The following is a 21,363-nucleotide window of genomic DNA, read 5'->3' as shown; positions in this document are numbered from 1 at the left end:
CAGGGGGCTCCTCGGTTGCGGGGTGGGACGAACGGCTGGCGGGGCCGCCGCGGTGGGTGGCGGCCGTTGCTCAGCTGCGGGACAACAGCGCCGACCAGGCGTCCAGGGTCGGCTCCTCGGCCAGGGTGATGAAGTCGGTCTCCACCCCTGCCGCACGCCAGGTCTCGACCAGGCTCATCAGCCGGATGGAATCCATGCCGTGGTCGAGGAGGTCCTCGTCGCCGGCGAGGCCGGCGCTGTCGGGTCCGAGGACCCGTTCGACGTCGGCGCGGACCTGTCGGGCGGTGAGTCCGGGGGTGGTGCCGGTCGGTTCGGACATGGTGCTCGCTCTCCTGGAGGGGGTGGTCAGCCGCGCGCGGAAGCGCCGCTTCTGGTCTGGATGGAGTCGAGGATCTCGGCAACTCTGGTGGCCACGTTGGACAACAGGGAGGAGGAGACCCCGTGGGTGTGCTCGGTACCGCCCTGGAGGTAGATACCGCAGGTGATGTCGTCGCTGGTGACCAGCCGGTAGTCCCGTTGGACGGCCGGTCGCCCCTCGGGTGTGGTGGCGCAGTGCGCGGCCAGGTCGCCCAGGAGGGGGCGGGGGTCGGCGGGGTGGTAGCCGGTGGCGTAGACGACGTAGTCCGCGATCAGAGGCGTCTGCTTGCCGGTGGGCAGGTGCTCGACGGTCAGGGTGACGTTGTCGGGCCCTTCGACGAGGCCCGCGACCCGCGAGGTGTTGTGCATCCGCAGGCGTTGGACGCCGTGGACCTTTTCGGCGTAGACCCGGCGGTAGAGCGTGTCGATGAGGTCGGGGTTGACCACCGAGTAGTTGGTGTTGCGGTGGTAGCCCATCAGTTCGGCCTTGACCTCGGTGGGGGCCTCGAAGAAGGCGTCCACGGCCTCGGGGTCGAAGATCCGGTTGGCAAAGGGGCTGTCGTCGGAGGGGCTGTAGCCGTAGCGGGAGAACACCGCGTTGACCTCGGCCGCGGGGAAACGCTGGTGCAGGTGGTCCACGACCTCGGCGGCGCTCTGGCCTGCACCCACGACCGCGAACGACCGAGGGGCGGCGTCCTCGGGCAGCGCGGCGAGTTCGTGCAGCAGGTACTCGTTGTGCCATACCCGCGTGGACGGGGTGACGCCCGTGGGCAGGCGGGGGGTCAGGCCGGGGCCGAAGACGACGTTTCGGGTCCGCAGCGTGCTCTCCCGGCCCGCCTGGTCCCGGGCGATGACGTCGAGGCAGGTGACCCTGCCCTCGGAGCGCACCGGCCGCAGGCCGGTCACCTCGTGGCCGTAACGGACCTGGCCGGCGACCCTGGCAGCTGCCCAGGCGAGGTAGTCGTGGAACTCGGCGCGCAGCGGGAACAGGGTCTTGTGGTTGATGAAGTCGTGCAGGCGGTCGGCCTGGTGCAAAAACGCCAGGAAACTGAAGTCGCTGGCGGGGTTGCGGGTGGTGACCAGGTCCTTGAGGAAGGAGACCTGCATGGTGGCGTCGTCCAGCAGCATTCCCCGATGCCATCCGAAGGCGGCCTGACGCTCCAGGAATACTCCGCTGAGCGATCGTTCCTGCGTGGCGCGCTCGTCCAGTGCGATGGCCAGGCCGAGGTTGGAGGGGCCGAACCCGACCCCGACCAGGTCGTGGACCACGGTCTCCTGCTCAAGCGTTGACATGTCGTTGCCCTTCACTAGTGGTGTGGCGCGAGTGGGCCGGTCAGGCTCTGGCCGGGGTGCTGGCCAGGTCGGCGCCCAGTGCGGTGCGTGCCTGGTCGGCGAGCACCGCGACGGCGCAACGGCGGGCCGCGTAGCCGACCGCGAATCGGTGGTCCTCTGCGGTGAAGTCCGCCATCGCATCGGCGACGAAGAACACCTGGATGTCGCGCATGAACGCGTCGGCAGCCGTCAACAGGCAGCCGATGTGGGCGTAGACGCCGGTCAGGATGATCTGGTCGCGTCCGGCCTGTTCCATGCGCTGGGCAAGGTCGGTCTGCACGAACGCGCTGTAGCGCCATTTGGTGAGCAGTACGTCCTGCGGCTCGCGGGCAAGACGCTCGTCGATGTCGGTGTGCTCGGCGACCGCCCTCATCCCGGCCCCCCAGAAGTGCTGCTCCAGCCCGCGCTCGCCCGCACTCATGCCGCCGGGTTTTGCGGTGTAGACGACCGGGACCCCGGCGGCGCGGCAGTCCGCGCTCAGCGCACGGATGTTGGCCAGGGCGCCGTGGAGCGGCTGGGCCTCGGGGTAGGGGCGCAGGAAGTAACGCTGCATGTCGTGCACGACGAGCAGTGCGCGCCGCGGGTCGAGGGTCCATCCGGCCCGGTTTTCGGGCAGGTCCCCCGCGCCGGGGAGCGGGTAGGGCTCGATCGTGGGCAGTGCCATCAGGTGGTCCAATCGCTGGGTGGAAACGAAGCGGTCTCAGGACTGGGCCTGGGCGGCGCGTAGACCGGCCGTGATCGCCCGGCGGAGTTCGCGCTTGGAGATCTTTCCGACGCCCGTGGCGGGGAAGCGCTCCACGAACTCGACGCGGTCGGGGATCTTGTAGGCGGCCAGCCCGCGTCCGCGCAGGAAGCGCAGCAGGACGCTCTTCGCAGGGGCCTGGGCGCGGGGAATGACGTAGGCGCACACTCGTTCGCCCAGGAAGGGGTCGGGCATCGCGACGACGGCCGCGTCGTGCACGTCGGGGTGGGCCAGGATGTGGTTCTCGATCTCCTCGGCCGCGACCTTCTCTCCCCCGCGGTTGATCTGGTCCTTGGCCCGGCCCTCGACGACGAGGGAGCCGGCGGGGTCGCGGCGCACGATATCGCCGGTGCGGTAGAAGCCGTCGGCGGTGAAGGCAGTGGCGTTGTGCGCGTCGGCCCGGTAGTAGCCGCGGATGGTGTAGGGCCCTCGGGTGAGCAGGTGGCCGGGGGTGCCGTCGGGCACCGGGCGGTCCTGGTCGTCGACGACCAGGATCTCGTCGTTGACGCTGATCGGTCGGCCCTGCGTCCCCGTCACCACGTCCTCCGCGTCGTCGAGTCGGGTGTAGTTGACCAGGCCCTCCGCCATGCCGAAGACCTGTTGGAGCGTGCAGCCCAGAAGCGGACGCACCCGCCGGGCGGCTTCCCGGCTGAATTTGGCTCCGCCGACCTGGAGTACCTGCAACGAGGAAAGGTCGCGGTCGGACTGGGCTCCGCTCTGGACGGCGTCCAGCCACAGCAGCGCGACCGGCGGAACGACGGCGGTGATGGTGACGCGTTCGGCCTCGATGAGCGCCAGCGCCGTGGCGGGGCTGGGATCGGGCGCCAGGACGATGGTGCCCCCGGTGTGCAGGACGCCCAGAAAACCGGGCGAACTCATGGGGAAGTTGTGGGTGAGGGGCAGAGCCCCCAGGTAGACGGTTTCGGGGCCCAGGCCGCAGATGTCGGCGCTGGCGCGCACCGAATACAGGTAGTCGTCGTGGGTGCGCGGAATGAGCTTGGGAAGCCCGGTGGTGCCACCCGAAAGCTGGAAGAACGCGACGTCACCGGGGTCCGCGTCGATGAACGCGACTGCGTCGGGCTCTGCTGCGCGCACGTCGTCCAGCGCGGTGAACGCGTCGGTGTCACCGGCGACGAGGACGTGGCGCAGCGCGGGACTGGTGTCGGCGATGCCGGCCGCCATGGCCGCGTAGTCGAATCCCCCGTGGCGTCCGGGCACCGCGAGCGCGACGGCTCCGGTGGCCGTGCACAGGTGCTCGATCTCGCTGCGGCGGTGCGCGGGCAGCGCGTACACCGGCAGTGCGCCCAGCCGAAACAGCGCGAAGACCAGTTCGATGAGTTCGGGGATGTTGGGGAGTTGCACGACGACCCGGTCGCCGCGGTCCAGTCCGAGCCGGGAGAGGCCGGTGGCCAGCCGGTTGACGCGGGCGTCGAGATCGGCGTAGGTCCAGCGGCGGCCGTCTCCGACGACTGCGGGGCGGTCGGCGAAACGTTCGGCGCGTTCGCGTAGGAACGCGCCGAGGGTCTCGCCCGTCCAGTACCCGGCGGCGCGGTACCGGGCGGCGTCCGCCTCGGGCCAGGGGGTGCATCCGGCGAGCATGGTCGAACCGGCCTTTCGTAGGGGCGTCGGGCGAGAGGGTCAGAGGGACTGGTTGATACCGAGGGCGAGCAGCAGGGTGCGCAGCTTGGCGGAGGTTTCCGCGAGCTCGGCCTCGGGGTCGGATTCGGGCACGATGCCGCCGCCGGCGAAGAGTTCGAGGTCGCGGCCCTCGGTGTCGGCGCAGCGGATGGTGACGACCCACTCGCCGTCTCCGGCGGCATCGGTGTAACCCACCGCTCCGGTGTAGAAGCCGCGGTCGAAGGGTTCGATGCCGGTGATGGCGCGATGCGCCGCGGCCGTCGGGGTGCCGCACACGGCGGGTGTCGGGTGCAGTGCCTTGACCAGGGTGTGGGAGGGCGTGGTCGGGTCGCGCAGTTCCCCGGAGACCCGCGTGGACAGGTGCCACATCGTGGCGGTCCCGATGAGTTCGGGCTCGGCTGGGACGTCCAGTCCTCGACAGTGGGGACGCAGCGCCTCGACGACCGCATCGACCACCACGGCGTGCTCGTAGCGGTCCTTGGCCGAGGTGAGCAGGGCGACTGCCCGCTGCTGGTCGAGGGTGGGATCGGCACTGCGCGGCGCCGATCCGGCCAAGGGGTTGGAGGTCACCGAACGGCCGCGTTTGGCCACGAGCAGTTCGGGACTGGCCCCGATCAGGGTGCGGGTCCCGGCTGCCCGTTCGGGCAGGTTCATGGCGAAGGTGAAACCGGAGCGGTCGCGCCGGGCCAGGTTGGCGAGGACCTGGGCGACGTCCACGGGCTCGCTGCCTCTCACCCTCAGGCAGCGGGCAAGGACGACCTTGCGCAGGCCCTCGCCGGAGGCGCCGGCCAGCAGTTTGAGGGCCTGCTCCACTGCGGCCACGTGTTCGGCGGGCGGGGGCACGGGGGTGATGCTCCAGGTCCCCGCGAGCGGGCGGCGCGCAACGGGTGCGGCGGCGTGGGCGGCCAACGGAGGCGCCCAGCACACGGTGCTCGGGACAACGAGGTGGGCGGGTTCGGCCGGGTCGAAAGGCAGCGCACCCATGGCGATCGGCGGTTGGGAGTCGTCGGTGTCGATGCCGCTGAGAACGGTGGGGAGGTCGTCGATCCTGGTCGCGGTGGCGAGGACTCCCTCCCCGCGGACCGCACGCGCGGCCGAGGAGAAGAAGGAATCACCGGGCCGGTAGTGGTCGAGAAGGTCGCCGGCCGTAGAGGCGCTGGTGACGACACGCTGTTGGGGCACCGATTGGCCTTTCTGTGTCGGGACATGCCGGGCACCGCCGTAAGGGTGGTGGTGGGCCGGGCAGCCTGGTCCCCGCTGTGCAGCGGGGTGCTGGAGGGTCGCGTGGTGCGCGGGGTCAGCGCAGGGCGGCTCCGCCGTTGACGTAGAGGTCGTGCATGGTGATGTGTCGGGCTGCGTCGGAGGCCAGGAAGCAGACGGCCGCGGCGATGTCGCCCGGGTCGGCGATCCTGCCCAACGGGATGCCGACCTTGTAGGAGGCGGGGTCGCCGGCGACGACGTCGGGGGTGCCCGTGGCGCCGTTCATGCCGTGCAGCATCGGGGTGTCGGTCGATCCGGGGGAGACCACGTTGCAGCGGATCCCGTGTGGGGCCAGCTCCAGGCCCAGCGATTTGGTGAAGGCGACCGCTGCGGCTTTGGACGCGGCGTAGGCGGCCATGTTCGCGCGGGGCACGCCCGCGGCGTTGGAGGCGACGGTGATGATCTGTCCCCTGCGGCGCGGCCGCATCAACCGGGCCGCTGCCCTGGAAACGGTGAAGACGCCGGTCGCGTTGACGGCGAGCATCGCGGCCCAGTCGGCGTCGGTGCACTCGGTGACCGGACCGGTGCGCAGGATCCCGGCGACGTTGACGGCCAGGTTGACGGCGCCGAGGTCGCGTTCGATGCGCTCCAGGAGGGAGTTGACCTGCCGAGGATCGGTGACGTCGGCGGGGTAGGCGCAGATGGTGGCCTCGGCGCCGGTCCGGTCGGCACCGGACGCCTCGATCCGGTGGGGATCGATGTTGACCGCGGCAACGGTGGCACCCTCGTCGGCGAGTGCTGCGGCGACCGCTCTGCCGATCCCCTGCCCCGCACCGGTGACCAGGGCGATCGACCCATCGATCCCGTTCCGGCCCACATCTCCCCCTATGGTTTTTGCGCAGCATTTTGCACAGCCTTGCCTTACTAAGGCAATGCTTACCTAAGCAACTGTGTGCAAGTGTCGATTGACGGAGTGCGCGGTGTCAAGACGAGAAAGGTTCGCAAAAGTGACGATCAGCCATAAAAAGTGCACAGGACAGTGTCTGAGAAATCACGTTTGAAACCACCGTGCAACATGCTCGTCACACGGGCGGTCGTTGACAGCGGGCCGGGAAAACCCTGTTCAGCGCTCTTCCAGGCGGGGAAAAACCACTTTCTTGAGCAACAGGGTGACCGCGGCGGCGGTGGGGATCGCGATCAGTGCGCCCACCAGACCGAGCAGCGCACCGCCCAGCAACGCGGCGGTGATGGTCACGGTGGGCGCGACGTCCACCGAGCGCTGCATCACCCGGGGCGCGATCACATAACTCTCGATCTGTTGGTACACCAGGAAAAAGGCCAGGGTGAGCAACCCGAGCCGCAGGTCGCCGATCCCCACCACGAGCGAGGCCGCCAGCGCGCCGAGGGTGGTGCCGATCAGCGGGATGAGCGCGGTGACTCCGACGACGAGGGCCAGGGTGAGTGCGTAGTCGGAGCCGATGAGCATCAAGAAGACGAAGGCGACCAGCCCACTGATCAGCGCGATCAGCAGCTGTCCGCCGATATAGCTGCCGATGCGCTCCAGGATCTCGTCCCCCAGTTCGCGCACCCTTTCGCGGCGCGACCGCGGCACCAACCGGTAGGCGACCTCGGTGATGCCGGGGAGCGAGGACATGAAGAACAGCGTCAGGATGAGCACGGTGAAGGTGGCCACCAGCGAGTTGACCACTACCTGGCCGACCCCGACGAGCCCGCCGAAGAGCTGCTGCCCGAAGTCGGGACTGACGACCGCCTTCTGGAGATGACTGAGGATCTTGAATCGCTCGTCGAGGTCGGCGACGAACTTGTTGTCCTGTAGCTCCTGGATGTAGCGGGGCGCGTCCGCAGCGATACCGGCGACCTGCTGGGTGAGCGGCGGGACGATCGCCCAGACGAATCCGCCGGCCAGGACCACCAGACCCACGCACACAGCCACGATCGCCGCCCAGCGCGGGAGCAGACGACGCCTCAAAAATTCGATCATCGGATTGAGGCCGACCGCCAGGAAGAGCGCGACCAGAATGTAGATGAGGATGGCGCGCGCCTGGACCAGCGCTTGAGCGAGCAGCCACGCCGTCAGCACGCCCAGCGCACCGGTGAAGCCGATGGCGAAGTAATTGTTGCGGCGCCGGGGTTCGGGACGGTCGGCGGGGCCGGGCGGCCCGACGGGTGCGACCGGACCACCGGGGGCGGCCGGGCGCCCCGCAGTACTTCCACCGACGGCGGCCGGGGGCACGGAAGGCGTGGCTCCCACGGTCTCTTGTCCGCTGTCCGCCGCCATGAGCCGCCCTCTCCAGCACCGGGATCGACTCACAACCTAACCGAGCCGGCCCCCGACCCGCCGGAAGGCCGAGCGGCGATTCTTCTCGGAGTCACCCCTCTTCCAATTATGAAAATGGTTTTCATTTTAGTAAGCTGGGGCTTCCCACCCCCGTTCCCCCGAGAGGAGCAATCCGATGTCCCAGGTCTGCCAGGTGACGGGCAAAGCGCCCGCGTTCGGCAACAACGTCTCCCACTCGAACCGGCGCACCAAGCGCCGTTTCGACCCGAACATCCAGGTCAAGCGGTACTGGCTACCCAGCGAACAGCGCTACATCCGGCTGCGTCTGAGCACCAAGGGCATTCGTGTCATCGACGCACAAGGCATCGAACGCGTGGTGGCGGGCATGCGCGCCCGTGGCACAAAGATCTAGGAGCCACCGTGGCGAAGAAAAGCACGATCGCCCGCAACGACCGGCGCTCCCTCGTCGTGGCGCGCCATGCCGGGCGTCGCGCCGAACTGAAGCGGATCATCAAGGCCTCCGACACCGATCCGCGGACACGGGCCGAAGCCGTTCTGGCACTGGGCCGCCAACCGCGCGACGCCAGCACGACCCGACTGCGCAACCGCGACTCCGTAGACGGCCGCCCGCGCGGGCACCTGCGCAGATTCGGGCTGTCGCGCATCCGCTTCCGCGAGATGGCCCATCGCGGCGAGCTGCCCGGAGTCACCAAGTCCAGCTGGTAGTGCCCTTTGACAGCGCCGGATCTCCGGATGGCCCACCACGATCGCGGCGGGCCATCCGGCTTCTCAGCGACGGGCAGCAGACGTACCGTCGGTATTGGGATAGGGCAGCAGGGCCATCTCACGGGCGTTCTTGACCGCTGCCGCCAGCAGCCGCTGCTGGCAGGCGGTCAGCCGGGTGACCCTGCGACTGCGGATCTTGCCGCGGTCGGAGATGAACGTACGCAGCAGGGCGACGTCCTTGTAGTCGATGGAGGTCACACCGTGCAGCGGATTGGCGAAACGGTGCGGTGCGCGCTGGGGACGTGGACGGGGAGCCATACGGCCTCCTCTTTCCTCTTTGCAGGTCACGGGAGAATCGGTCCGAAGCACGGTTCTCAGGAGACCGCGTCGAGTACTTCGGCGAAGGGGTCCTCGGCAGCGGGCCACTCGCGCGCCGCCTCCTCCAGCTCGGCCTCGGTGAGCAAGCAGGAGTCCAACAGCTCGACCAGCCGCCCGGCATCCAGACCGATCCCGGTGAAGGACAGGCACTGGCAGCGGTCCCCGGCGGTGGGATGCCAATCCAGCCGCGCGGCGATACGACGCTGCTCGGGTACCAGGTCCCAGGCGGCGTCGGGCAGCGCCGCCAACCACGGGCCGGCGGTCTCCATGGCCAGCGAGGTCCCGCTCGCATCCCAGACCAGCAGCGTGTCGGGACGACTGGCCAGCCAGAACCGCCCCCGACTGCGCAACCCCGCACCCACCACGTCGTCGAGCGCGGCGTGCAGCCTGCCGGGGTGCAAAGGACGCGAACGCCGCCAGGTGACGGTACGCACCTGACCCGTCTCGCAGAAGTCCAGGGGCTGGACGCATGCCGGGTCCAACCGTGCAGCAGCGGCGACGGCGTCGAAGCGACCGCCCGCGAGCGCGGCGAGCCGGCCCCGGTCGGGGGCGATGATCGCTGCGGCGGGGTTGAGCTGGCTGAGCACTGCCGTGCACTGCTCGGTCAGTTCCGGAGCGCGCTCGCCTCCGTGCAGTACCAACGCGGTGGGGTATTCCACCTGCCGGCTGAGCACCTCGGCGACCGTACGGTCGTCCTGGAGAGCGATGTCCAGACCGCGATCGCACATGTCGTCGCCGGAGGTCAGATCGGCGACCAACAGTTCGGCGTCCACGACGGTGACCGCGGCTTCCACCGTCAACCAGTCGGCGATGGGGCTCCGGTTGACCTCGGCCATCGTCAACGCCTCGACGATGGCGCGGGGCTCGACACCGTCCCACGCCTCCACGACATAGAGAGCGGCCTCCCCCTGCGCCGCGAGCTTCAGGAGGAGGGGGACGAGGTCCTCGCGCAGAGTGCAGGAGACGCAGGCGTGCACCAGGTTGACGCGCTGACGGTCGCGCTCGCCCCAACGGTCGCGCACCACCCGGTGGACGACCCCCTCCGCGATACCGGTGAGATCGTGGTGCACCGCAACTGCGTCGGGCATCCCGTACAGGAACTCGTCCACCGCGTACGAGCGCGCCGCGCGGTGCAACCCCGCGACGACAACCACTCGGGCGGCCGTGGCCTGTGGCATCAGGACCTTCACTCCCCTTCGATTGAAAACGATTATCATTATCTTACTGGACATCTACCCCCTCCGCGCAATGGGGCGGATTTCCAAAAAAGCGTGCGCGCTACTTTAAGTGACTGTTAAATAACACTTAGTTGTCCTTGCCGGTAGGGCGACCCATCATGACTCCGGGAGAGCTCGTGCGCACGTTTTTGACCATCGCGACCGCCCTGACCGCCACCGCAGCAGCCCTGGTGACGGCATCCCCCGCGGCAGCCGCCGAGCCAGCTCTGCGATCGGCACTGGTGCTGACCACGGCAAAGGGCTCCCAGGCCGCCGACGGCCCCTTGACCGACCACCGCCGGGTGACTCTGGCCTGCCACCCCGCCGCAGTCGGCAGCCACCCCAATTCCCGGGGGGCGTGTGCGGCGCTCAAGGCGACCAACGGTGACTTCGAGTCGCTGCCGCATCGTGGGGGCTTCTGCACCATGCAGTACGAGCCGGTGACCGTCACCGCCCGCGGTTACTGGCTGGGTCAAGAAGTGAACTACGGCAGGGAGTTCGGCAACCCCTGCATGGCCGCCCAGGCGGCCGCCGGGGTCTTCGCCTTCTAAAACCACACCCGGGCGCGGACGCGGGGCGCGAGAACGTTCTCGCGCCCCGCGTCATGTCACGCCCGGGCCCGGATCTGGCCGCAAGACGGCCACGACACCTTGCGTAACCCCAGCTCCAGGAATCGAAATCCACCTGAGCACTGCATAGGTACTCAGCGATTGTGCAATGCACAACTTTGCGCGCGGGCTCTTCAAAGACTCGTCAACGGATCTATAGCTTGCCGAGCTAGAGAAAGACAGGCCGCCTCCGGGCCCCATCCCGGCCACGGCCCGTTCTCGCCACCGTCACGAACGATCCCCGCGCCAAGGAGCTTCGATGCGACTGATCCGCACCCTGGGAGTGGCCTGCACGGCCGCACTACTGGCTTCGTGCGCCCCCGCACAGTTGACCAACTCCGCCTCCGACGCCGACCTCGACACCGGTACCCTGCGCGTCTGGTTGTTCTCCGAAGTCAACCAAGGCCCCAAAGAGGAAGTCGTGGACGAGGCGATCGCGGCCTTCGAGGCAGCCCACGACGACGTCACCGTAGACGTGCAGTACATCCCGGTGGACACCCGCGCCGAGCGGTTCCGCGCGGCCTTCAACGATCCCGCCAGTGCCCCCGATGTCGCGGAGTTCGGCAACACCGACCTCGCGGGGTACGTGGAGGCAGGCGGCTTCGCCGACATCAGCGCCGACATCGACGCCTGGGACGAGGCCGCCGACATCGATGCCGAACTCGCCCGGACGACCCAGGTCAACGGCAGCACCTACGGTGTCCCTTGGTACGTGGGCATCCGCGCCCTCTTCTACCGGACCGACGTCTTCGCCGACCACGACCTGGACGTGCCCGCGACGCTGGGCGAGCTCGCCACGACCGCGCGCACGATCCGTGCGAAGGAGCCCGACCTGCTCGGCATCTCCACCGGCGGCGCCTACACCTACGGTTTCATGCCCTTCATCTGGGCGCACGGCGGTGACATCGCCATCCCCTCCGGCGGTTCCTTCACCTCCGCCATCGACTCGGCCGAGTCCCGCGCCGGTGTCGAACAGTACGCCGAGCTGCTCTCCGACGACATCTGCCCGCCCCAGACCTGTTCGGAGATGGGCGGCAACGACAGCGTCCAGAACTTCGTCGCGGGCAAAGCCGGAATGACCATCGGCGGCAACTTCAGCCTCAACGCCGTCCAGGAGAGCGCGATCGGTGAGGACTTCGCCGTCGTCCCGCTGCCCGGGGTGGAGGAGGGCTCGGTGGCCCCCGCGTTCGCCGGCGGCAACAACCTGGGGATCCTGGCAGGGACCGAACGCCGCACCCTCGCCCTGGAATTCACCCAGTTGCTGGGCGGCAAGGAGTACCAGCGCAAGATGTTCGACGCCATGGGCAACCTGCCGGCGTTCACCGACGTCCAAGCCGACATCACCGCGGAACACCCCGAGATGGACCCGTTCGTCACCACCCTGGATGCGGGCACCCGGTTCGTACCGGCCACCGGCGCATGGGCCACGATCGACGCCCAGACCGTGCTGCCCTCGATGATGCAGCAGATCGCCGGCGACCGCGCGTCGGTCAACGAGGCCACCGACGATGCGGCCGGCCAGATGAACGACGCGTTCGGTCAGTGAACCGATGACAACACCCGTTCTGCCCGTGCGGCAGGCCGGGGGCCGCAAAGCCCCCGGCCGCCGACGCGGCGGCCACGAACCATGGGTCTATCTCGCGCCCGCGCTGGTGATCCTCGCCGTCATGCTGGTCTACCCCCTGTACCAGCTCGGCCTCGTCTCGCTGTTCGACTACCGCCAGGCACAGGTCAGCGGAACCGAGCCGCTGCGTTTCATCGGGCTGGACAACTACACGGCCCTACTGGGCAGCGAGCGGTTCTGGACGGTTCTCGCCAACACGACGGTCTTCGCCGGGGCCTGTGTCCTGGGCACGCTGCTGGTCGGCGGTTCCCTGGCGGTGCTGGCCACGCGGCTGCGTCCCTGGGTGCGCACCGCACTGTTCCTGACAGCGCTGGCTGCCTGGGCGACCCCCGCGGTGACCGGGAGTGCGGTGTGGCTGTTCCTCTTCGATCCCACCCTGGGGCTGGTCAACCAGACCTTGGCGGGGATCGGGTTCGACGGGTTCGCCGGACATTCCTGGACCTACGACAAGTGGTCGGCCTTCGGCCTGGTCGGCGCGCAGGTGGTGTGGTGCTCGTTCCCCTTCGTCATGGTGACGCTGTACGCGGGGATCCAGTCGATTCCCGAGGAGATCGTGGAGGCAGCCAGGCTGGACGGCGCCACAACCCCCCGCATCGCCTGGAGCATCATGCTGCCGATGCTGCGCCCGGTGATGATGATCGTGACGATCCAGTCGATCATCTGGGACTTCAAGATCTTCACGCAGATCTACATCATGACCAACGGCGGTGGTGTCTCGGGCCAGAACCTGGTCCTCAACGTCTACGGCTACCAGCAGGCGTTCGCCGCCAGCGAGTACGGGCTCGGCTCGGCCATCGGCGTGGTCACCACCCTGCTGCTCCTGGCCATCACGCTGGTCTACCTGCGCGTCCTGCGCCGCAACGGGGAGGTCTTGTGAGTACTTCGACCACCGGTCGCACCCGACGGCGGTTCCCGCTGGCCGACCTGGCAGCACTGGCGGTGGCAGCGGTCGTTGCGTTCCCGCTGTACTGGATGCTGCTGTCGGCGCTGCGACCGCGCACCGAACTGGAGGCCGGAGACGCCACCCCGTTCACCCTCGCCCCCACCCTGGAGTCGTTTCGCCGGGTGATCCTGGTGGACGGATTCGGCCAGTACCTGTTCAACAGCCTGTTGATCGCCGCCGCGGTGGTGGTGCTGTCCACGGTGTGCGCGTTCCTCGCCGCTGTCGCCCTGACCCGCTACCGGTTCCGCAGCCGCACGACCCTGCTGGTCATGGTGCTGGTCGCCCAGATGGTTCCGGTGGAGGCACTGACCATCCCGCTGTTCTTCCTCATGCGCAACATCGGCGGAACCGTTCCGGCGCTCGGCCTCAACCATCTCGGTTCCCTCGTCCTGGTGCACCTCGCCTTCTCGATCCCCTTCGCGATCTGGATGCTGCGAGGGTTCGTCGCGGCGGTCCCGCGCGAAGTGGAAGAGGCCGCCCGGCTGGACGGGGCCGGCAGCTTCACCTTCGTGCGACGCATCCTGTTCCCGCTCGTGGCGCCGGGGGTGGTCGCGTGCAGCATCTTCTCCTTCATCGCCACTTGGAACGACTTCCTCTTCGCCAGGACTTTCATCATCTCGGCGCAGGAGAACCAGACGCTGCCCATCGCGCTCCTGACCTTCTTCAAACCCGACGAGAACGACTGGGGTGGCATCATGGCGGGATCGGTGCTGATGACCATCCCCGTCCTGGTGTTCTTCATCCTGGTCCAGCGCCACCTCGTCTCCGGACTGGGAGGGGCGGTGAAGGGATGACGGCCGACACCCCGGGGACGCGGCCCGCACGCAACTCCTCGGCGTCGCTGCGCCGCGCACTGGCCATCCTGGAACAGGTGCGTTTCCAGCCGGCAGGCAGTCGAGGGGTGAGCCTCACCCACCTGGCCGAGGCCCTGGAACTGAACAAAAGCACCGTCCTGCGGCTGGCCACCCCGCTCCTGGAGGCCCGGCTGCTGACCCGGGACCGCGAGACCGGCCGGTTCCGCCTGGGCGCCGCCGCGCTCTCACTCGGACAGGCCTACCTCGACCAGCTGGACCTGCGCTCGGTGGCGTCCAAGCACCTGCGGGAGCTGATGCGGCGCACCGGGCACACCTGCCACCTGGTGGTGCTGGAGGGACTGGACGTCGTCTACGCGGACAAGGTCGAGGACACCGCCACGGTGCGCATGGCCTCACGGATCGGGGCGCGCATGCCCGCCTACCGCACCGCGGTGGGCAAGGCCATCCTGTCCCACGGTCCGCCCGACCTGGTCAACGACGTGGTCGCCGCAGGGCTGCCCCCGGTGACGGGGAAGACCATCACCGATCCCGATGCCTTCCGGCGCGAACTGGTGCGCGTGCGCGAACGCGGTTACGCCATCGACGACCGGGAGAACGAGCCGGAGGTCCGGTGCGTGGCCGCCGCGGTGTTCGACCACAACGACGAGGCCACCGCCGCGATCAGCGTCTCCTCCCTGGCCAGCCGGCTCACCGCCGCCCAGGTCCGCGAGCTGGGGCCCGATGTGGTCGGCACGGCCGCACGCATATCCGGTGAGCTGGGCGCCCGCCGGATCTGACCCGCCCTCGCGTACTCGCCCCTCGACGTGGGGCTCCGACTACTCGTAGGGATCCGGGGGGTTGTCCACCGCGGTCATCTCGCCGACGGTGAACCGGTGGTCCCGGATCTCCTGAAGGTCGCCCTCGGGCTCCGCCCAGGTCCCGGTGACCGTCCACCACGAGTCCTTGGGTGGCTCCGGCTCGTTCTCGACCAGGACACGGTTGACGATGGCGTCCGCCGCGCAACAGGCCATCTGCAACCGCGCCAGATACCAGCCCTCCCCCTCGGGGTTGGGTACCGCGAACCCGGTGAGCTCGATCTCGCGCCCGGCCATTTGCCGGTCCGCGTCGGTCCAGGCACGCATGACGAACGCCTGGAGCTCCATGGGCACGGGCTCACCGGCCGGGACATCGGCGCCGAACTCGTCCAGGGAACCGGCCTCGACGTCGGAGGGCGCCGGCGGGTTGGCCGCCGAGGCCGTATAAGCGCCCAGTGCCGGCGGCGCGACCACGAACACCGCGATGACCGGCATGAGCAGCAGCCAGGCCACTCCGGGACCCCGCGCATGGGAGTGTCCGTGGTGGTCGTCATCGCCGCCCCCGGACTCCGGGTTCTCGTCCGCGCCGCGCGCCGCGGCCAGCAGGTCACTGGCCACGGCGACAACGCCGAGGACGACCAATACGACGCCGGCGGCGACCAGGAACGGTTTGAAGGCCGCCTGCACATAGTTCAGGTAGAGGCCTGAAGCGAGCGTGACACTCAGCGCGGAGGCCCCCAGCAGGACGAGGACCATTCCTTGGGCGATCCGGTTCACAGCAGCCACCAGCCGATTCCGAAGGTGAAGATCAGGGTCATTGCCAGCGTGAGCGGCACGAACCGGTAGACGAAGGACCAACCGAAGGTACCGGCCTGCAACGCGATGAGCTTGAGGTCAACCATGGGACCGACCACCAGGAAGGCGAGCTTGGCGGTGGGCGAGAACGCGGTCAGGCTCGCCGCGACGAACGCGTCGGCCTCCGAGCAGATCGACAGCAGGATGGCCAGCAGCGCAAGAACCAGGACCGACAGCACCGGCCGGTCGGCGACGGCCGTGATCCAGTCCCGGGGGACGAGCACGTTGAGCGTGGCTGCGGCCAGGCCGCCCACGACCAGGAAGCCTCCCGCGTGCATGAGGTCGTGCTGCATGGACTCCCGGAAGACCAGCCACTTGGAGGCGTCGGGATCGTGGTGGCGGCGCGGCGGCCGCAGCCAGTCGGTGCGACCGAACCGTGCCCACACCCAGCCGACCACCACGGCCGCGCCGAGCGACGCCAGGAACCGCGCGGCCACCATCTCGGGCTGGTTCGGGAAGGCCACCGCGGTGGCCACCAAGACGATGGGGTTGATGGCCGGGGCGGCCAGCAGGAAGGTCAGCGCGGCAGCCGGGGCGACCCCCTGGCGCATCAGTCCGCTGGCCACGGGCACCGAGGCGCACTCGCAGCCGGGCAGGACGGCACCGGAGAGGCCCGCCACCGGTACCGCCAGGGCAGGTCTGCGCGGGATGACGCGCTGCCAGAACGACGCCGGGACGAACGCGCTCAGCGCCGCCGACAATGCGACGCCGAACACCAGGAACGGCAGCGCCTGGAGGCTGATGGCGGTGAAGATCGTCGCCCAGGCGAGGAACGCCTCACTGGTCAGTGTGTCGGACAGCCACGCGTTTCCAACGGCCAGTGCGATGATGAACAGCGCGAAGAGCCAGATGGTTGCGGTACGCCGCGGCCCAGTGGGGCGCCCCCAGTCCGCGGGCGGCAGGTTCTGGCCGTCGGGGTCGTCCCACCCGTGGGCCAGGGAGTCGCCCAGGGCAGGAGGAGCCCCAGGGGATGGTCGTTCCGGCACGCCGGATCCTCACTCGTCGGTCGAAGTCAGGGATTCCGTCGCATGGTAGCCGATAACCGTTTTCACTGTGCGCCGCCGTGCTGTGCCCTCCCGGGGCGGTTACTGTCCGAGGCGCACGATCATCTTCCCGGTGTTGGCGCCACGCAGCATGTCGATGAACGCCCGGGGGGCGTTCTCCAGTCCGTCCACGATGGTCTCTCGGAAGGTGATGGCGCCCTCGGCCACGGCAGGGGCCACATCGCGGTAGAACGATCCCACGAGTTCGGGGTTGTCACCGACGATGAAACCACGCAGGGTGAGCCGCTTGGCGACGATCTGGAAGAGGTTGCGCGGAGCCTGGGGCGGCTCGGTGGCGTTGTAGCCGGAGATCGCTCCGCACAGCGCGAAACGGGCGAAATCGTTGGCCACCGCTATGGCTGCCTCCAGGTGCTCGCCACCGACGTTGTCGAAGTAGACGTCGATTCCGTCGGGGGCCGCCTCGACGAGTTGGTCGCGCACCGGCCCGTCCTTGTAGTTGAAGGCGGCGTCGAACCCGAGGTCCTCGACGAGGTGGCGCACCTTCTCCGACGATCCCGCACTGCCGATGACCCGCTTGGCACCGTTGCGTTTGGCCAGTTGTCCCACGACGCTGCCCACCGCGCCGGCCGCGCCCGAGACGAACACGGTGTCGCCCTCACGCATCTCCGCCTTGTGGAAGAGGCCGATGTAGGCGGTCTGGCCGGGCATCCCGAGGACCCCGAGGTAAGCGCTGGCGGGCAGGTCCCCTGTCACGTTGACCGGACGCACCGAGGAGACGGGCAGCAGGGCGTGGGAACGCCAGCCCTGGCCGTGCAGGACGGTGGTGCCGACGGGATAGGAGGGGTCCCCGCTCGCCTCGACGACACCGACGGCGGCGCCGTCCATGGGTTCGCCGATCTCGTAGGGGTCGGTGTAGCTGCGGACACCGGTCATCTTGCCCCGCATGTAGGGATCCACCGAGAGCGCGAGGTTGCGCACCAGCAACTCGCCCTGCCCGGGATCGGGTAGCACGCGCTCGGCCAGGGTGAAGTTGGTGGGCGTGGGCTCACCCTTGGGGTAGGCGGCGAGGTGGATCTCACGGGCGGTGACCGACATGACGGCACTCGGCTTTCCTGGATCTGCGGGACTGGTCACCCCATTGGCTTCCCACAACGCGCCGTCTCACACCGGCAGTATGCCGTCCGCCTCCGTGGTGTTTGGCGTCGAGCGGCCACGGGCAGTTGTCCTGGTCAGGGGGATTGACATGAACGACCGGCAGGGGCACTTCGGCGACGCACCGGACATCGACGGGGCCGGTCTGCACCGCTCGCACAAGGGGCGGGCCTCGTCATGGGCGATGGTTCTGGTCATGGTCGTCGGCTTCATCACGGCAGGGGTCGGCCTGACGCAGGGGCCGTCCTGGCTCGTGGTCGGGATCGGCGTCGTGGTGTTCGCGTTCGGCGGCCTGGTCGCTTTGGCGATCGGCATTTTCAAGGACACCGGGGTGGTGCAGGAGAAGCGGCCGCCACGCTCGGCGCGAAAGCGCGGTGGGAGCGAGGGGAACCCTCCGTAGAACGAGCGCCGCCCGAACAGCCCGTGAAACGCCGGTGGCCGCGCTCCCGAGGGGAGCGCGGCCACCGGCGTTTCAGGCGGGGTCAGGCGCGCGGAGCGCCCTGACGGCGGTCGTCACCACCACGGAAGGCAGGCGTGCGTGCTCCGCCGCCCCGGCGGTCGTCACTGCGGAAGGCGGGACGGCCCTCGCGGTCGCCGAAGTCGCGGCGCGGACGGTCGTCGCGGTCGCCGAACGAACGGCGCTCGCCCTGTGGGCGGTCCGCGGAGTCGCGGCGCGGACGGTCGTCGCGGTCACCGAACGAACGGCGCTCGCCGCCCTGGGAACGCTCACCGAAGTCGCGACGCGGACGGCTGTCGCGGTCACCGAAGTCGCGACGCGGACGGCCGCCCCCACCTCCGTACCCACCGCGGCGGGGACCGCCGCGGCCACGGCCGCGACGCTCGGGCTCGGGCGGCTCGATCCAGGGCTCCCACGAGGGCTCGCGGGCGCCGGTGACCTCGGTCAGCAGCTCGTCACCGGGGTTGACCAGGTGCTGCTTGGCGTCCACCCCGGCGTCGATGAGCAGACGGCGGGCCTGACGGCGCTGGTTGGGTGCCACGATGGAGACGACCCGACCGGACTCGCCCGCACGGGCGGTACGGCCGCCGCGGTGCAGGTAGTCCTTGTGCCCGGTGGGCAGGTTGACGTTGAGCACGAGGTCGATGCCGTTGACGTGGATACCGCGGGCCGCGACGTCGGTGGCGACCAGGGTCTGGATCTTGCCCTCGCGGAACTTGGCCAGCGTCTTGGTGCGTACGCTCTGGGTCTTGCCGCCGTGCAGCGAAGCGGCCGGAACGCCGGCGTTGACCAGTTGCTCGCTGATGCTGTCAGCGCGGTGCTTGCTGCGCACGAACAGGATGGTGCGACCGTCGCGGGCGGCAATCTCGGTGATGATGCGGCTCTTGTCGCGCGGAAGCACCTTGAGCAGGTGGTGCTCCATCGTGCTGACCTGGGAGACCGGCGGGTTGACCGAGTGGGTCTGCGGGTCGTTCATGTAGCGGCGGACCAGTTTGTTGACGTCGCCGTCCAGGGTCGCGGAGAACAGCAGCGTCTGCCCCTTGGGGCGCACCTGGTCGAGCAGCTCGCTGACCTGGGGCATGAAACCCATGTCGCACATCTGGTCGGCCTCGTCCAGCACGGACAGCTCGACGTCGCGCAGGTCGCAGGCGCCCTGGTCGATCAGGTCGCTGAGGCGGCCGGGCGTGGCGACCAGGATCTCGATACCGCGACGCAGTTCGCTGATCTGGCGGGTGTAGGAGCTGCCCCCGACGACGTCGCCGACGCGGACGCCGAGCACGTGGGCGTAGGGAAGCAGGGCGTCGCGGACCTGGTGGGCGAGTTCGCGGGTGGGCACCAGCACGAGGCCGCGGGGGCGGCGGGACTCCGCACGTGCCTGGGCCGCGCGAACCAGCATCGGCAGGCCGAAGGCCAGGGTCTTGCCGGATCCGGTGCGCCCGCAGCCGAGCACGTCGCGACCGGCGATGGCGTCCGGAATGGTCGCTGCCTGAATCGGGAACGGGGTGGTCACACCGTTCTGCGCCAGCTTTTCGACGATCGCCTCGGGGAGACCGAGATCACCGAATTGCGGGCATGCGGCATTGTCCGTCAAGTGACGTAAACCTTCCTCATCGTTGGGCTGCGTTTCGAGGAAGGCTCCGAGGTTGGTCAACATGGAACCGCGAAGAAATCACACAAACGCGCCGGGTAAACGCGACACGGGGGGTATGGACTTCCCCCGGCGCCAGGCGGCCCGGCGCGCCGGATGCGCGCAGCACTAATTGACCGCCTCGAACAACATACTAGACAACTCTTACGAACCGGTAAGCGGGTCTGGACGTTCTCGTTGCGGCACAAAGCCGCCTGGGACCAAAAGCCGCACGAACAGCGGTGGGATTGCGCGCTCCCCGGTCAACGGCCGGCGCGATCAATACTGAAGGGAAGACGCCCCGGGGCGATCGGGCAGGACCGTCTTGCGCCCGGGGCGGGCGCACCACGCGCGGCACCCGCTAGGCGCCCGCAACCAGCGCGCGCAGGCGGGCGATCTGCGCGGTGCGCTCTGCCCGTGCCTGAGTGGGGAGGTCGTTGTGCCGGGCCTGAAGCAGCAGTGCTTTGGTGGCCGCCGCGGCCTCGACCGGCGTGGCCAGTAGCGCTTCCACCAAATCGGCTACGGCGGCGTCGAGCTGCGGCTCGGGCACCACGCGTTCGGCCAGGCGTAGTTCGTGGGCCTCCTGTGCCGAGACCGTCCGAGCGGTCAGGCACAACTCGATGGCGCGGTTGACGCCGACCAGGTCCACAAGGGGCTTGGTACCGGTGAGGTCGGGGACGAGACCGAGCGCGGGCTCCTTCATGCACAACTGGGCGTCGTCGGCCAGAACCCTGATGTCGCAGGCCAGAGCAAGCTGAAAACCGGCACCGATGGCATGGCCCCGCACAGCGGCGATGGAGACGATGCCGGGCCGCCGCAACCATAGGTAGCCGTCTTGGTAGGCGGCGATTCCCGCGTCCAGGGCGGCGGTGTCGTCGGGGTCGCTGACGGCCCGGGCGAACAGCGACTCCTCACCGGGGACCCCGCCGGGCTCGAACATCGCCAGGTCGATACCGGAGGAGAAGGTGGCCCCCTCCCCCGTGATCACGACGACACGCACCGACTCGGAAAGGGACTGCCCGATCCGGGCCAGAGTGGTCCAGGTTCGGCCGGTCATGGCGTTGCGGCGTTCGGGGCGTGCGATGGTGATCCGCACGACGGCACCGTTGACCGCCATACCCAGCCCCGCCGCGGCCAATTCCTCGGTCGAGGGGATCGTCGCCTGCCCCATACATGCCTCCGCGCACTCGGACCGCACCCAGAATCCGGTTCGGTTTACCGTTGTTGGAAGAGACCGTAGCCCGCACGCCCCCGGCGCGCGGGACTCACCCCTGGTTTCTGCGCGTGGCACCGCCGCGGCCACGCAACACCACGCCCGCCTCGGTGAGCAACCGGTGCACAAAACCGTAGGAGCGCCCGGTGGCAGCGGCGAGCGAGCGGATACTTTCCCCCTGCTCGTAGCGTTCCTTCAGGTCAGAGGCAAGATCCGACCGATCGCTTCCCGTCACGCGGGTGCCCTTTCTCAGAGTCTCTGCCACGGATGCCTCCTGGTGGGTCAGCGAGATGGGCGACACATTGCTGCCCATGATCAGCCATGGACCGCCAACTGGCTACCCACCGGAGGGGAAAGAAAGGATGTCGTTGTGATAGCGGTG

At 69.1% G+C, this 21,363-nt stretch carries 23 protein-coding genes; 8 read left to right on the top strand and 15 right to left on the bottom strand.

Going from position 1 to position 21,363, the window contains the following annotated elements; all coding sequences use genetic code 11:
* Positions 1-70: 70 nt before the first annotated feature.
* From AC0VYP_RS09120 to AC0VYP_RS09090, 7 genes are all read right to left on the bottom strand, one after another.
* Entirely contained in the window at positions 71-319 is a 249-nt protein-coding gene (locus tag AC0VYP_RS09120; RefSeq protein ID WP_285760383.1) for a phosphopantetheine-binding protein, read from the bottom strand.
* Between the two features lie 26 nt (positions 320-345).
* Positions 346-1,650, bottom strand: coding sequence for a lysine N(6)-hydroxylase/L-ornithine N(5)-oxygenase family protein (locus tag AC0VYP_RS09115; RefSeq protein WP_475473471.1), 1,305 nt, complete (start codon positions 1,648-1,650; stop codon positions 346-348).
* A 40-nt stretch (positions 1,651-1,690) separates the two neighbouring features.
* The gene (locus AC0VYP_RS09110) at positions 1,691-2,353 is read right to left on the bottom strand and encodes an isochorismatase family protein (RefSeq protein WP_285760385.1); all 663 of its coding nucleotides are present in this window, start codon (positions 2,351-2,353) and stop codon (positions 1,691-1,693) included.
* Positions 2,354-2,389: 36 nt separating this feature from the next.
* Complete coding sequence (locus tag AC0VYP_RS09105; RefSeq protein ID WP_475473469.1) at positions 2,390-4,030, bottom strand: (2,3-dihydroxybenzoyl)adenylate synthase; 1,641 nt, start codon at positions 4,028-4,030, stop codon at positions 2,390-2,392.
* A gap of 39 nt (positions 4,031-4,069) precedes the next feature.
* Positions 4,070-5,251, bottom strand: coding sequence for an isochorismate synthase (locus AC0VYP_RS09100; RefSeq protein ID WP_285760387.1), 1,182 nt, complete (start codon positions 5,249-5,251; stop codon positions 4,070-4,072).
* A gap of 115 nt (positions 5,252-5,366) precedes the next feature.
* Positions 5,367-6,146 carry a 2,3-dihydro-2,3-dihydroxybenzoate dehydrogenase gene (locus AC0VYP_RS09095; protein ID WP_475473467.1) on the bottom strand — a complete coding sequence of 260 codons (780 nt, stop codon included), beginning with the start codon at positions 6,144-6,146 and terminating at the stop codon, positions 5,367-5,369.
* Between the two features lie 246 nt (positions 6,147-6,392).
* Positions 6,393-7,568, bottom strand: coding sequence for an AI-2E family transporter (locus AC0VYP_RS09090; RefSeq protein WP_285760389.1), 1,176 nt, complete (start codon positions 7,566-7,568; stop codon positions 6,393-6,395).
* A gap of 175 nt (positions 7,569-7,743) precedes the next feature.
* Between AC0VYP_RS09090 and rpmB the strand changes: the two genes are divergently transcribed.
* Both rpmB and rpsN read left to right on the top strand, forming a co-directional pair.
* Positions 7,744-7,980 (top strand): 50S ribosomal protein L28, encoded by a 237-nt coding sequence (gene rpmB / locus AC0VYP_RS09085; RefSeq protein ID WP_285760390.1) that lies wholly within the window; start codon positions 7,744-7,746, stop codon positions 7,978-7,980.
* Between the two features lie 8 nt (positions 7,981-7,988).
* Positions 7,989-8,294 (top strand): 30S ribosomal protein S14, encoded by a 306-nt coding sequence (gene rpsN / locus AC0VYP_RS09080; RefSeq protein WP_475473465.1) that lies wholly within the window; start codon positions 7,989-7,991, stop codon positions 8,292-8,294.
* Positions 8,295-8,357: 63 nt separating this feature from the next.
* Here rpsN and rpsR read toward each other — a convergent pair whose 3' ends face one another.
* Positions 8,358-8,612, bottom strand: a complete 255-nt coding sequence (gene rpsR, locus AC0VYP_RS09075; protein WP_475473463.1) for a 30S ribosomal protein S18 — start codon at positions 8,610-8,612, stop codon at positions 8,358-8,360.
* A 56-nt stretch (positions 8,613-8,668) separates the two neighbouring features.
* Positions 8,669-9,850 carry a CobW family GTP-binding protein gene (locus tag AC0VYP_RS09070; protein WP_475473461.1) on the bottom strand — a complete coding sequence of 394 codons (1,182 nt, stop codon included), beginning with the start codon at positions 9,848-9,850 and terminating at the stop codon, positions 8,669-8,671.
* A 158-nt stretch (positions 9,851-10,008) separates the two neighbouring features.
* Between AC0VYP_RS09070 and AC0VYP_RS09065 the strand changes: the two genes are divergently transcribed.
* From AC0VYP_RS09065 to AC0VYP_RS09045, 5 genes are all read left to right on the top strand, one after another.
* A complete protein-coding gene (locus tag AC0VYP_RS09065; protein WP_285760395.1) occupies positions 10,009-10,440 on the top strand; it encodes a subtilase-type protease inhibitor in 432 nt (143 codons plus the stop codon).
* A 316-nt stretch (positions 10,441-10,756) separates the two neighbouring features.
* Positions 10,757-12,043, top strand: coding sequence for an extracellular solute-binding protein (locus AC0VYP_RS09060; RefSeq protein ID WP_475473459.1), 1,287 nt, complete (start codon positions 10,757-10,759; stop codon positions 12,041-12,043).
* A gap of 4 nt (positions 12,044-12,047) precedes the next feature.
* Entirely contained in the window at positions 12,048-12,998 is a 951-nt protein-coding gene (locus AC0VYP_RS09055) for a carbohydrate ABC transporter permease (RefSeq protein ID WP_285760397.1), read from the top strand.
* A complete protein-coding gene (locus AC0VYP_RS09050; RefSeq protein ID WP_285760398.1) occupies positions 12,995-13,858 on the top strand; it encodes a carbohydrate ABC transporter permease in 864 nt (287 codons plus the stop codon). The genes AC0VYP_RS09055 and AC0VYP_RS09050 overlap by 4 nt, the downstream gene beginning before the upstream one ends.
* Positions 13,855-14,655: an IclR family transcriptional regulator gene (locus tag AC0VYP_RS09045; protein ID WP_475473458.1), complete on the top strand. Its 801-nt coding sequence runs from the start codon at positions 13,855-13,857 to the stop codon at positions 14,653-14,655. The genes AC0VYP_RS09050 and AC0VYP_RS09045 overlap by 4 nt, the downstream gene beginning before the upstream one ends.
* Before the next feature lie 39 nt (positions 14,656-14,694).
* Here AC0VYP_RS09045 and AC0VYP_RS09040 read toward each other — a convergent pair whose 3' ends face one another.
* The 3 genes from AC0VYP_RS09040 to AC0VYP_RS09030 form a co-directional block, all read right to left on the bottom strand.
* Positions 14,695-15,450, bottom strand: a complete 756-nt coding sequence (locus tag AC0VYP_RS09040; protein ID WP_285760589.1) for a TIGR03943 family putative permease subunit — start codon at positions 15,448-15,450, stop codon at positions 14,695-14,697.
* Positions 15,447-16,514 (bottom strand): permease, encoded by a 1,068-nt coding sequence (locus AC0VYP_RS09035; RefSeq protein WP_285760401.1) that lies wholly within the window; start codon positions 16,512-16,514, stop codon positions 15,447-15,449. The genes AC0VYP_RS09040 and AC0VYP_RS09035 overlap by 4 nt, the downstream gene beginning before the upstream one ends.
* A 99-nt stretch (positions 16,515-16,613) precedes the next feature.
* Complete coding sequence (locus AC0VYP_RS09030) at positions 16,614-17,627, bottom strand: NADP-dependent oxidoreductase (RefSeq protein WP_285760590.1); 1,014 nt, start codon at positions 17,625-17,627, stop codon at positions 16,614-16,616.
* Positions 17,628-17,775: 148 nt separating this feature from the next.
* Between AC0VYP_RS09030 and AC0VYP_RS09025 the strand changes: the two genes are divergently transcribed.
* Positions 17,776-18,084, top strand: coding sequence for a hypothetical protein (locus tag AC0VYP_RS09025; protein WP_285760402.1), 309 nt, complete (start codon positions 17,776-17,778; stop codon positions 18,082-18,084).
* Between the two features lie 82 nt (positions 18,085-18,166).
* Here the strand turns inward: AC0VYP_RS09025 and AC0VYP_RS09020 are convergent, their stop codons facing one another.
* The 3 genes from AC0VYP_RS09020 to AC0VYP_RS09010 all read right to left on the bottom strand — a co-directional run bounded on the left by AC0VYP_RS09020 (position 18,167) and on the right by AC0VYP_RS09010 (position 21,246).
* Positions 18,167-19,732, bottom strand: a complete 1,566-nt coding sequence (locus AC0VYP_RS09020; RefSeq protein ID WP_475473455.1) for a DEAD/DEAH box helicase — start codon at positions 19,730-19,732, stop codon at positions 18,167-18,169.
* 397 nt (positions 19,733-20,129) lie between these two features.
* A complete protein-coding gene (locus AC0VYP_RS09015) occupies positions 20,130-20,939 on the bottom strand; it encodes an enoyl-CoA hydratase/isomerase family protein (protein WP_475473453.1) in 810 nt (269 codons plus the stop codon).
* Between the two features lie 94 nt (positions 20,940-21,033).
* Complete coding sequence (locus AC0VYP_RS09010; RefSeq protein ID WP_285760405.1) at positions 21,034-21,246, bottom strand: helix-turn-helix domain-containing protein; 213 nt, start codon at positions 21,244-21,246, stop codon at positions 21,034-21,036.
* Positions 21,247-21,363 lie beyond the last annotated feature (117 nt).

The organism is Nocardiopsis sp. iso_186 (assembly GCF_056173365.1).
Note: the sequence above shows the minus strand (reverse complement) of the source record. Positions and strands in the feature narration are given on the sequence as shown.